This is a genomic window from Mesonia sediminis, from assembly GCF_042684705.1.
GTDB lineage: Bacteria > Bacteroidota > Bacteroidia > Flavobacteriales > Flavobacteriaceae > Mesonia > Mesonia sediminis.
Genome location: NZ_JBHULZ010000023.1, coordinates 240,268 through 252,706 on the forward strand (window position 1 = coordinate 240,268; position 12,439 = coordinate 252,706).

The 12,439-nt window shown below is 34.7% G+C and carries 9 protein-coding genes; 3 read left to right on the top strand and 6 right to left on the bottom strand.

Annotation, left to right across the window (positions count from 1 at the left end):
• Positions 1 to 2: 2 nt before the first annotated feature.
• Complete coding sequence (gene acs / locus ACFSQ0_RS04285) at positions 3 to 1,904, top strand: acetate--CoA ligase (protein WP_379044622.1); 1,902 nt, start codon at positions 3 to 5, stop codon at positions 1,902 to 1,904.
• A 49-nt stretch (positions 1,905 to 1,953) separates the two neighbouring features.
• On the opposite strand, the gene ACFSQ0_RS04290 is transcribed toward acs, so the two are convergent.
• The 6 genes from ACFSQ0_RS04290 to ACFSQ0_RS04315 all read right to left on the bottom strand — a co-directional run bounded on the left by ACFSQ0_RS04290 (position 1,954) and on the right by ACFSQ0_RS04315 (position 10,163).
• Positions 1,954 to 2,571, bottom strand: coding sequence for an L-threonylcarbamoyladenylate synthase (locus ACFSQ0_RS04290; RefSeq protein ID WP_379044625.1), 618 nt, complete (start codon positions 2,569 to 2,571; stop codon positions 1,954 to 1,956).
• Between the two features lie 44 nt (positions 2,572 to 2,615).
• A complete protein-coding gene (locus ACFSQ0_RS04295) occupies positions 2,616 to 4,004 on the bottom strand; it encodes a TolC family protein (RefSeq protein WP_379044628.1) in 1,389 nt (462 codons plus the stop codon).
• Positions 4,005 to 5,345: an HlyD family secretion protein gene (locus ACFSQ0_RS04300; protein WP_379044631.1), complete on the bottom strand. Its 1,341-nt coding sequence runs from the start codon at positions 5,343 to 5,345 to the stop codon at positions 4,005 to 4,007. It lies immediately after the preceding gene.
• A 5-nt stretch (positions 5,346 to 5,350) separates the two neighbouring features.
• Entirely contained in the window at positions 5,351 to 6,952 is a 1,602-nt protein-coding gene (locus ACFSQ0_RS04305; protein WP_379044633.1) for an ABC transporter ATP-binding protein, read from the bottom strand.
• Entirely contained in the window at positions 6,939 to 7,625 is a 687-nt protein-coding gene (locus ACFSQ0_RS04310) for a TetR family transcriptional regulator (RefSeq protein ID WP_379044636.1), read from the bottom strand. Before ACFSQ0_RS04310 ends, ACFSQ0_RS04305 begins: the two co-directional genes overlap by 14 nt.
• Before the next feature lie 213 nt (positions 7,626 to 7,838).
• Entirely contained in the window at positions 7,839 to 10,163 is a 2,325-nt protein-coding gene (locus ACFSQ0_RS04315) for an ATP-dependent helicase (protein WP_379044639.1), read from the bottom strand.
• A gap of 149 nt (positions 10,164 to 10,312) precedes the next feature.
• Between ACFSQ0_RS04315 and ACFSQ0_RS04320 the strand changes: the two genes are divergently transcribed.
• Positions 10,313 to 11,917 (top strand): FMN-binding glutamate synthase family protein, encoded by a 1,605-nt coding sequence (locus ACFSQ0_RS04320; protein WP_379044642.1) that lies wholly within the window; start codon positions 10,313 to 10,315, stop codon positions 11,915 to 11,917.
• Between the two features lie 2 nt (positions 11,918 to 11,919).
• Entirely contained in the window at positions 11,920 to 12,438 is a 519-nt protein-coding gene (locus ACFSQ0_RS04325; RefSeq protein WP_379044645.1) for a DUF7935 family protein, read from the top strand.
• Position 12,439: the final 1 nt, after the last annotated feature.

The window sequence follows — 12,439 nt, forward strand, 5'->3', positions numbered from 1 at the left end:
GTATGAATCATCAAATTAAATCTTTCGCCGCTTATAAAAAAGCTTACAAAGCAAGTATTCAAGACCCCGCATCGTTTTGGGATGCTATTGCAAAAGACTTCATATGGAGAAAGCCCTATTCAAAAGTTTTAAAAGCAGATTTTGAAGAACCAAATATTAAATGGTTTGAAGATGGCGAACTAAATATAACCGAGAACTGTTTAGATAGGTATGCCGAATCTCAACCCAATAAGAACGCAATTATCTGGGAGCCAAATGATCCTAACGAGGAATCTAGAATTATAACCTACAAGCAGTTGCTGGTAAAAGTAAAGCAATTCGCAAACGTTTTAAAACGTAAAGGAATTCAAAAAGGAGATCGGGTTTGCATCTATATGCCCATGATTCCTGAGTTGGCAATCGCAATGTTGGCTTGTGCACGAATTGGCGCAATACACTCCATAGTTTTTGCTGGGTTTTCAAGTAAAGCCTTGGCTAGCCGAATCAACGATAGTTCTTGTAAATTATTAATTACCGCCAATGAATATTTTCGTGGTACAAAATCAATTCCGTTAAAGGAAATTTGTGATGAAGCTTTAAAAAACACCCCTAGCATTGAAAATGTAATTGTATATAGAAGAACCATCAACCCTACCCAAATGCATCCCAATCGCGATACTTTCTGGTTTGATGAGATGCAACAAGTTGGTTTAGATTGCGAAGCCACTCCCGTAAATGCTGAAGATCCTTTATTTATTTTGTATACCTCGGGTTCTACCGGAAGACCAAAAGGAATGGTACATACAACAGCAGGTTACATGATTGGAACCAGTTATACCTTTCAAAATGTATTTCAAACCGACGCTGATGCCATTTATTGGTGTACCGCCGATATAGGTTGGATAACAGGTCATTCTTATATTATATACGGCCCCCTTGCTTCTGGAGCTACAAGTCTTATGTTTGAAGGAGTTCCCAGTTACCCCGATTACAATCGGTTTTGGGAAATTATAGAGAAATTTAAAATTACCCATTTTTATACCGCTCCCACGGCAATTCGTGCATTAGCAAAACAGCCTTTACGGCACGTTGAAGAACATAATTTAAGCTCTTTAAAAGTTTTAGGAAGTGTAGGAGAACCTATCAATGAAGAAGCCTGGCATTGGTTTAACGATAATATAGGTAAAACAAAATGCCCCATTGTAGATACTTGGTGGCAAACAGAAACAGGAAGTATTATGATAGCCCCATTAGCGGGAGTAACAGCAACAAGACCTGCCTTTGCTACTTTACCCCTACCTGGAGTTGAGCCTGCATTGATAAATGGGCAAGGAGAGGAAATCGAATTTAACGGACAAAAGGCAGAAGGTCACTTGGTCATCAAGTCGGCTTGGCCTGCAATGGCACGTACCATTTGGAATGATCATCAAAGATTTAAAGAAACCTATTTTAGCACTTACCCCAATTATTATTTTACTGGAGACGGCGCCTATCGCGATGCCACAGGCAATTATAGAATCACAGGGCGTGTAGATGATGTAGTAATAGTTTCTGGTCACAACTTAGGCACTGCACCCATAGAAAATGCTATCGGAGAACACGAAGCTGTTTCTGAAAGTGCTATTGTTGGCTTTCCTCACGAAATAAAGGGCAACGCACTATATGCTTTTGTTATTTTATATGATGGAATACAAGAGAGTGATGCACTTAAACAAGAGATTATAGACAAAATTGTATTAAATGTGGGGGCGATAGCCAAACCCGATAAAATTCAATTTGTGCCAGAATTACCTAAGACAAGAAGTGGGAAAATTATGCGAAGAATTTTGCGTAAAATAGCTTCTAAAGAAACAGAAAATATGGGGGATATTTCAACTCTAGTAAACTCTGAAATTGTTGAGAAAATTAAAAAAGCTGCGTTATAAAGTAAAAGGCAACCCATTTTTGGGTTGCCTTTTACTTTTAGAGCTAGATTTAAAAAATCTCTAAACTACCTTTTCCTTCGCGAATAACCTCTGGTTGTTCGCCTGTTAAATCAATTACGGTACTAGCTTGATTATCGCCGTAGCCACCATCTATCACAGCATCTACTAATCTTTCCCATTTTTCAAGTATAAGAGAAGGGTCTGTGGTATACTCTAATACTTCATCATCGTCTTTTATAGAAGTAGAGACAATAGGATTACCCAATTCACTAACAATCGCCTTAGCTATCGCATTATTTGGCACGCGAATACCAACCGTTTTTTTCTTTTTAAAAACCGAAGGTAGTTTGCTTGAGCCAGGCAAAATAAAAGTATAAGGTCCTGGTAAATTCCTTTTTAAAAGTTTAAAATTTTGATTGTTAAGAGTTGCGTACTCCGAAAGATTACTTAGATCTTCAACTATAAAAGAAAAGTTCGACTTCTCTAATTTTACTCCTTTTATGCGTGCTATTTTTTCTAAAGCTGCCGTATTGGTAATGTCACAACCTAGACCGTATACGGTATCTGTGGGATAAATAATCAAACCTCCATTCCTTAAAATATCAACTGCTTGTTTAATAGCCTTAGGAGATGGATTTTCTTCATAGATTTTTATCAATTCTGCCATAATATTCAGTTTTAAAAATTTGCTATTTATAAGATACCTTAAAGCTAATCAATTTTTGGTTGTAAAAGACTAATCAATTCCGCGTAAGCTAAATTTAATTTATTTTTAACTTTATTAAGTTTTATCCTGTTCTCTATAAATTTATTATCACGGCTATTGATTAAAAAAATAGAGCTTTCTCCTAGAGCAAATAAACGTTGCTCTGCTTTTACTAATTTTTGACTACCATCTACTATTTCTTCTAAAATATAAAGCTGATTTATCTGTGTATTAATTAAAACCTGTTGAGCCTTAATGTCATTTTCTAAACGAAAGGCAAGCGCCGATTTTTCATAGTTTAATTTCTCAATCTCATATTTTGCTATGCGCACGTCTGCGCGTTCTTTTCTTAAAAATAAAGGAAACTTAAAGACAACACCAAAAGTGTAATCATTTTCATTAAAAACAGATCGGTCGATCCATTGCTCGGTTAAAAAATTATAGTTTATGCGTAAATCGGGTAATAAATTATTACGTTTTAAACGCAAGTTATAGTCTTGTGCAGTAAGATCATTTTCTAGCAACTGAACTTGAGGATGCTGGTTTACTTGAAAGTTATCTAAACCGATAAGATTAGGTACTAATTGGGCCATAATTATATTAGAATCTGGAACTAACTCATCAGTTATAGCTAGGGGAACATTTTCTACCCATAAAAAATTGGATACGGCCAATTTCGCTTTTTGCTCCTGTAGTTTGGCCTCGTTAAAAGCCAATTCTTGTTTTTTCACAAATAAATGTGTTTCAAGTGTATCTATTGTGGGGATATCTCCCGCTAAAGCCTTTTTAACCACTCCTTGATTTCTTATGATGGCATTTTCTAAAAAAGTTTTATACACCTGTTTATTTTCATAATAAAGTATCCAATAAGAATAGGCCTTCAAGGCTTTAGTTAAAATTTCATTGGTTTTGATATCACGCTGAATTCTTTCTGAATCTTGAAAAATTTTTGCCTGTTTTAGTGCATTTCTACGGTCATCATATAGCAAGTCTTTGGCTAATGGAAGACTAACCCCAACCGACCATAAGCCTTCTTCTGGAGTTATATTTTGTCGATTTACATAATAACCTTCGGCCAAATTATACTGTGATTGAAGTTCAATACCAAACCAAGTTGGTATTTTGATTTCACCTTGCCATAAATCATAATAACCTGTACCCTTAAAATCTTTCTGTTTTACCTTACCACCAAGTTTTGGATCGAACAAGCCTCTCGCCTTTAATAGTTTTTCTTCGGCTTGAGACAATTTAAGATTTGCCTGTTTTATAACCGGGTGATGTTTTTTTATAAGTGCTAAATACTCGTCTATACCAAAAATTTCTTCTTGACCTGTTACCCTAATTGGGGTAAAGACTAATAATAACACAAAACAAATAAAGTTGATTGCTTTCATTTATTTCTTTACGGATTTATTATCAAGAACATAGTAATCTGGAGGAAAACCATTTAAATTTCGCCAAATTTCATACCACACCGGCACATTTTTTAATAAAGCAAGGGTTCGAGCTCCAGAACCTACACGTAGCGCATCTGGCCAAGGTTCATCTTCTTTTGGTGCTAATAACAAGCGATATTTTCCATTTGCACTAATATTGTTATCTATGGCCACCACCTTTGCTCCAAAAGTACCATAAGAAGCATTTGGCCATCCGCTAAAAATAATAGTAGGCCAACCATCAAATTGTATTCTCACCTCGCTACCTAAACGTACCAATGGTAAATCTAAGGGCTCAATATAGGTTTCAACCGCTAAATTTGGATTATCTGGCATAATAGTAACAATTTTTTCACCTGCCTTTAATGCCTCTCCTCTACCAGTCTTTAATGTTTTATTGATTAAACCAGAAATAGGAGAAGTAACATAATATAAATCTTGACGCACTTGGTAGTTGCTTAATGTATTTTCTAATTTACTAACCTGTGCTCTTGCCTCAAATTGAGTACTGGATGTACTTGATATATTGCTTTGAACCTTACTGATTTTATCATCAAACTCAGCTTGAATTCTGTTGGCTTCAATCTGTGCATTTAATAATTCGTTACTATAGGTGAGTAATTTATTTTCAAGTTCAATAACATAGGCTTGGTTCTTTTGAAACTTAGAAAGCTTCTCCTCTACATCTTGTAAAGACTTTAGGCCTTCTTTTTCGAGTTCTTCATTTCGTTCGTATTGTTTTTTAGCAATTGCTAAATCAATTTTAGCTGCCTCTAAGGCTATACTATCGCTTTTATACTTAAGTTGAATTTGTTTAATTTTATTTTTGTTTTGTTCAGTCTTTAGTCTTCTTTCTTGTCGCAGCGCCCTTAATTGGTTGTTTAAAGCGGTAATTTTATCCTGATAGGCATTAACTGCACCCGATTTAGCATCAATTTGTTCACTTGTTCGCTTTATAAGTAAGGTATCAAAATATGCTTCTTTTATTTCATTTATTTTTAAAATAGTGTCTCCCCTTTGAACATAATCTCCCTCTCGCACATACCATTTCTCTATGCTACCGGGTATTACAGATTGTATGGTTTGCGGACGCTGATTCGGTTCTAAGGTGGTGACGTATCCATTACCCGCTATGGTTTGTGTCCATGGTAAGAACATAAACACAAAAAGTAACAAAAAACTAAAGAGTAAAATTTTAGTAAGGTAGCCACTATGCTTATTTTTGAACAAAAGCTGGTAGGCACTAAAACTGGCCAGTTCATTTTTTGCATTAAAGGCATCATCATTAAAATTGCGCATAGCTTCTATTCTTTAATTTCAACAATTTTTAATTGGTTTGAAAGCTTTTGATTACTTGATATAATCAAAGTAATTTCATTTTCTCGAGTATAAGTAATTAATTTTTCTAAATACGAGTCGGGGTTCGCAAAAGCGTGCTCAACAAAAAGCATCTTGGGCTTTTTAAGCAGTGCTCTTAATAGAAAAATAAGCTGTTCTAATTTAAAAGTTATCACATCACCATTTGGTACAATATATTGCTGCAAGCCAAATGGTAAAGTTTGAATCTCTTCAATCAAATTAAAATAGGAAAGTATAGAAAAAACATCTTTTTCTTTAATGTCTTTCCTGTTTAAGGTTAGATTTTCCCATAAGGTACCTTCAAAAATTTGGTCGTCGCGTAAAACTAAGCCAAGATAGTTGCGGTAATTTTTTAATGATACTGTATAGATTTCACGTCCGTCAAAATATATTTTGCCATCTTTCGACTTTTTAACTCCAGTAAGATAATAGAAAAGATCTCGGGTTTTTAAATCGTTCCCTACCACATTAATTTGGTCACCACGGTTTATGACTAAATCAGCTACGCTCAATTTACTGCTTTGCAGCCTAAAAATATGCAATGGAAAAAGGCTAATCTCTTGACTTAAAGTATCGGTGTTAAAATCTAACTTTTTTTCACCTATTTCTTCTAATTTTTCAATGGCCGTAGAAACATCATAAATTGTTTCAAGACCCAATACTAGTTTTTCAACAGAATTAATCAATAACAAAATAATGATTTCTGCTGCCACAAACTGTCCGATATTCATCTGCTGATTAAGTACCAACAATCCTCCTATAATTAGCAACCCAGCAGTTACCGTAACCTTAAAAATGACCATTATTTTAAACTGGCTTTTTAAAATAGAAAAGTGGTTTTGCCGATGCTCTAAATAAGATTCAACTAGTTTATTGTTTTTATTTAATTCTATATTATTAGAGGCAATTTTTAAACTGATGTAGTTTTTGGCTACTTGTTGCACCCAGTAAGCTACCTTATACTTACTTTTTGACTCTTGCAGACTAGAAACTAATGCTTTATCAAAGGTAAAACGCAGCAAAATATAAAACAAAATGACCAGTAGGAATCCAAACACAATAAAGAATGGATGGTATAAACTTAATAGTAATAATCCTAACAATATTTGTAAAACTGCGGCAGGTACATCTAAAAGCAGCTTTTGTAGTCCTTTCTGTAAATTTATTACATCAAAAAAACGGTTAGCTAATTCGGGAGGATATTTATCAATAAGTTCTCTTACCCTTATTTTCGGAATTCTATAAATCAAGTCAAAAGAGGTACGGACAAATAATTTTTGCTGAATATTTTCTATAATATCCAATTGTAATATTTGTAACCCTCCTGCAAAACCAACCCCCAAGGTTACAATGGTTACTAATATAATCCAGGAACTACTAATTTGAGCTCCTTGTAATAAGTTAATAATGGCCTGAATACCCAGCGGTAAGCTTAAGCTGATAATCCCTGCGAAAATAGCATAATATAATATTTGAAGAATATCCTTTTTATCTAAGGCTAATAAATTAACTATTTTTTTTAAAGCTGGTATTCTATTTGTTTCCATAGAGTTTTACTTTATCTTTAAATAAATCCATAAAAAATTCTTGAACCCCATTTTCTTCTTCGCCTTCAATTGAATTGGGGAAATGTTTACGTAAAAAATGTTGTTTTAAAGAGCCTTGCACCAATTGATGTGCTAACGATTTCTTAAATGTGTAATCAGGTAAGGTTAATTGAATAATTGTACTTATACGTTCTACTAATTGCTTGTATACTCTAAAATTTCCTGCTTTATTTTCATAATCAACATCGTGAACTTGAAATGCTTTGGCATATTCTTCTACCACTATAGCGTGTAATTTTTTAATAGATATGATTTCGTGATGTGGTAAATCTTGTGGTAAATCGGTAAGAATCTCTATCGTTTTAAAAAGAATTGCGGTGGGCTGGGTTAGACTTTGGGTTTCTAAAACCAAATTATACTCTATCCAGCGCCAATAATAAGAAATCAAATATAGTAAAAGTTTATGTTTATTCTCAAAATAACGATAAATAGAGCTTTCATTAGATCCTATTTGATTGGCAAGTTTCTTAAACGTAAAACCGTCTAAACCTTGGTCTTGCATCAACTCAATAGAATGCTTAAGAATTTTACGTCCGAGCGCGGTCTCTAACGGATTTTTAAGGTAAATAACTGGTGGAATAACAAAATGTAATTGATTAACCAGTTTATTCATAGCGTTATCTTTACTTGCAAAGATAGTAGTAATACTATTAAAATTATGTTATCAATAAGAAAATCTATTGAATTTTACATTTTCATAACATAAGTTTAGTTTTAGCAACAAAAGGCGATAATTTTTCGCTTTTTGTTGTAATTGATGTCTTATAGGAAATGTCCTATTTCAAATACCCTTTAAGCTTTTTTCGTTTAGGTATTCAGCTAAAGCTTAACTTAAAATTTTTAATTTAGCAAAGCGAAGTAATAACTTTTTGAGCCCTCCATTTTCAAAATTTATCTCTGCTTTTTTATCTTGACCAACCCCTTCTAATCCTACTACCTTACCCCGCCCAAAACGTAAGTGCTCAACCGCGGCACCTACTTCTAATTGTAGTACTTCTTTATCTATTTTTGCGGTACTCTGGCTGTTTTGAGGTCTTATTTTTCTTAATTTGCGAAGTTGCTCTTCACTTGGCTTATGCGCTGGAGGAGGCACTCCTGGAGTTGGCTTATTTTGCCTTAATTTACTTTTATCGACCTCACCAAATAAATCTGGATTCACAAATGAATTACCTCTTAGTTCATCGGGCGGCATGAGATATTCTTTATATTGCTCGTCGATTTCTTCTATAAAACGGCTAGGTTCGGCATCTATAAGTTTTCCCCAACGGTAACGAGACAGTGTGTAAGTTAAATAAGCTTTTTGTTCTGCTCTTGTTAAGGCAACATAAAATAACCTGCGTTCCTCTTCAAGTTCAGATCGCGTATTCATACTCATCCCTGAAGGGAATAGATCCTCTTCTAAACCTACAATATAAACATATGGAAACTCCAAGCCCTTTGCTAGGTGGATGGTCATTAGCGCTACTTTATTTTCATCATCTGTTGCATTATCCAAGTCGGTGGCTAAAGCGACATCTTCAAGAAATTCAGAAATATTACCCGTAGCATCAGCGAGTTCTTTTTGCTCTTCGACAAAATCTTTTAATCCATTAAGCAATTCTTCAACGTTTTCAATACGCGCAACTCCCTCTGGCGTCCCATCTTTTTTTAGTTCTTGAACCAATCCTGTTTTTTTAGCTACCATTTCGGTAAGCACAAAAGCATCAGAATTTTTTGCGGTAACCTGAAAACTCTTTATCATCGTAGCAAATTGGGTTAATTTACCTCTTGTGCGGGAGTTGATTCCAGTATTGAGCTCGTGTAAATGTTCAATGATTTGAAATATAGATTTATCATATGAGTTTGCCGCTAGAATTAAGCGATCTAGGGTAGTCGCCCCAATACCTCTAGCGGGATAATTGATAATTCTTTTTAAGGCCTCTTCATCATTCGGGTTTACTATAACCCGTAGATAAGCCAAAACATCCTTTATTTCTTTTCTTTGATAAAATGAAGTTCCTCCATAAATGCGATAAGGAATATCGCGCTTTCTTAACGCGTCTTCTATAGCTCTACTTTGTGCATTGGTTCTATAAAGTACGGCAAAATCGCCATTGCTTAGGTGGTTATTCATTCTGTTTTCAAAGATAGAACTAGCAACAAATCGACCTTCTTCCCCGTCGTTTAGAAGTCGGTTGACTTGAATTTTAGGACCATCATCATTATCAGTCCACACCACTTTTTCTAGCTTTACCTTATTTTTGTCTATCACCGAGTTGGCCGCGTTGACAATATTTTTAGTGGAGCGGTAATTCTGTTCTAAACGATAAGTTTTAACGTCTTCATAATCTTTTTGAAAATTTAAAATGTTGTTGATATTAGCTCCGCGAAAGGCATATATACTCTGAGCATCGTCACCTACAACACATATATTTTGAAACTTATCGCTCAACGCCCTAACAATTAAATACTGCGAATGATTGGTATCTTGGTATTCATCTACTAATATATACCTAAACCTATCTTGATATTTAGCTAAAACGCGAGGAAAACGAGTTAGCAATTCATTGGTTTTAAGCAAAAGGTCGTCAAAATCCATTGCTCCCGCCTTAAAACATCTTTTTACATACTCATCATAAATTTCACCAAGTCGTGGTCTTTTGGCCATAGCATCGGCCTCTTGCAAATCGGGATTGGCATAATATGCTTTAACAGTAATTAAACTATTTTTAAAAGATGAAATTCTAGAAAATACTTGTTTATACTTATAAATGTCTTTGTCTAAGTTTTTCTCTTTAATTATAGTTCTAATTAATCTTTGAGAATCTTCAGAATCATAGATTGTAAAATTAGAAGGGTAACCCAACTTATCGGCTTCAATACGAAGCAAACGAGCAAAGATAGAGTGAAATGTACCCATCCATAAATTTTTAGCTTCACTCGCACCTACAATTTTTGCAATTCGCGCCTTCATTTCTCTAGCTGCTTTGTTGGTAAAAGTAAGAGCAAGTATATTGAAAGGGTCTACTCCCTGTTGCATAAGGTGCGCTATTCTAAATGTAAGTACACGAGTTTTTCCAGATCCAGCACCAGCAATAACAATCATTGCTCCGTCTTTTTGTAAAACAGGAGCTCTTTGCGCTTCATTAAGTCCTTCTATAAATTTATTCACAATGCATTTTTTTTGAGGCGTGAATTTATCAAAAAATTAAAAATTAAACTCATAAAAGTTCTAGAGATATAAAAATAAAAACTTTTTAGTTTACCGAATAAATTAAATACCTTAGTCCAAAAATAAAATTTTGCTTTAATTCAAATTTAATGGATGCTATTCTTGATTTTTTAGGTAACCTTGCCTGGTGGCAATGGCTACTTATTGTGGTGCTTATAGTTGCGATACGGGATTTGTTTTTCAACAAAAAGCATATTATCACGAGAAATTTTCCTGTGGTCGGACACTTCAGATATATGTTAGAAAGTATTGGTCCTGAGCTTCGCCAATATATCGTGGCAAACAACCGCGAAGAATTGCCTTTTGATAGGATTCAACGAGGTTGGATTTACGCTTCGGCAAAAAATCAAAATAATTATGAGGGTTTTGGAAGTGATCGTGACATTTACGCAACTAATTATATTTTTATCAATAATGCGATGATGCCCTATAGATTGCCCGAAAATCATCCAAATGTAAATGATCCTTATTTTTTACCTTGTGCTAAGGTAATGGGTCTTTCGAAAAATCGCAGAAGACCATATAGGCCTGCTTCGGCAATAAATGTTTCGGCTATGAGCTTTGGAAGTTTATCGGCGAAAGCTATTGAATCTTTAAACCGAGGAGTAAAAATGGCCAATGCTTTTCACAACACAGGCGAAGGAGGTGTATCTCCTTACCATAAAAAAGGCGGCGATTTAATGTTACAGATAGGAACGGGTTATTTTGGAATTCGTGATGATGAAGGAAATTTTAGTATGGATAAACTCGTTAAACTGTGCGAAGACAACCCTCAAATTAGGGCAATAGAAATTAAACTTTCACAAGGAGCTAAACCTGGTAAAGGAGGTGTTTTACCAGCTTCTAAAATTACCAAAGAGATTTCAGAAATTAGACATGTCCCCTTAAATAAGGATGTTATCTCACCCCCATATCATTCGGCTTTCACCGATGTTCCTTCAATGGTTGATTTCATCGAAGACATTGCAGACAAAACAGGCCTACCAGTTGGTGTAAAAGCCGCAATTGGTAAAACTATAGGTTGGAAGCAATTGGCTGAATTGATGAAAGAAACAGGAAAAGGACCAGATTTTATCAGTATTGATGGCGGTGAAGGAGGTACAGGTGCTGCACCTCCTAGTTTTGCCGATCACGTTGCTGTGCCTTGGGCCTATGGATTTAAAAGTGTTTATAGAATATTTAAAGATTATGATCTCACCAAAGATATTTTCTTTATAGGTAGTGGTAAATTAGGTTTTCCCTCCTCGGCTATTATGGCCTTTGCCATGGGAGCAGATTGTATAAACGTTGCACGCGAAGCTATGATTAGTATAGGTTGTATACAGGCCCAATCTTGCCACAACAACACCTGTCCTACTGGTATTGCAACACAAAACAAATGGTTGCAACGCGGCATTGATGTCAAAGACAAAGCCAAGCGAAATCTTTTTTATTTTAAAAACTTTAGAAAAGAAGTATTAGAAATTACGCACGCTTGTGGTTATGAACACCCTTGTGAATTTACTATGGATGATGTAAACATTAACCTGAGTGATCAAGATTTCACCAAGACATTAGCAGATGCCTATGAGTATCATAAAACTAAGGTTGAATTTAAAGGTATGGAAGCAATTCAAAACTGTCCTTACCTTGGAGGAAATTATCAAAAAGAAAAATCTGAAGAAGACGTTAAAAAAGATACAGTAAGATATTAATTATGGAAGAAAACTTAATACAACTAGCTTTTTACTTGTTACCGGCTATTTTAGTGGCTTTAATAAGCTACTATTTCTTTGATGGTTATTTTAAAGCTGAAAATAAAAAACAATTGTTTGAGCTGCGAAGGCAAAACAGTAAACAAACCTTACCCATTAGATTACAAGCACTAGAACGACTAACAATTTTACTTGAACGTATAGATCCAGGCAGTTTGCTTATTAGAATAAAACCAACTAGTGAAGATAAAAATGAGTATGAAAATTTACTCATACATCACATAGAACAAGAATTTGAACACAATATCTCGCAACAGATTTATGTAAGTGAAGGTTGCTGGAATGCGATTAGAGCTACCAAAAACGCAACAATTGCTCTTATTCGAAAAACCAATATGAGCGAGAGTGTTGACTCTCCTACTAAGTTAAGAGAAATTATTTTATCTGAAATGATGGAAAAAAGTTCACCTAGTCAAACTGGTTTGGCCTACATTAAGCAAGAAGTTAAAGGCTTGTGGTAAG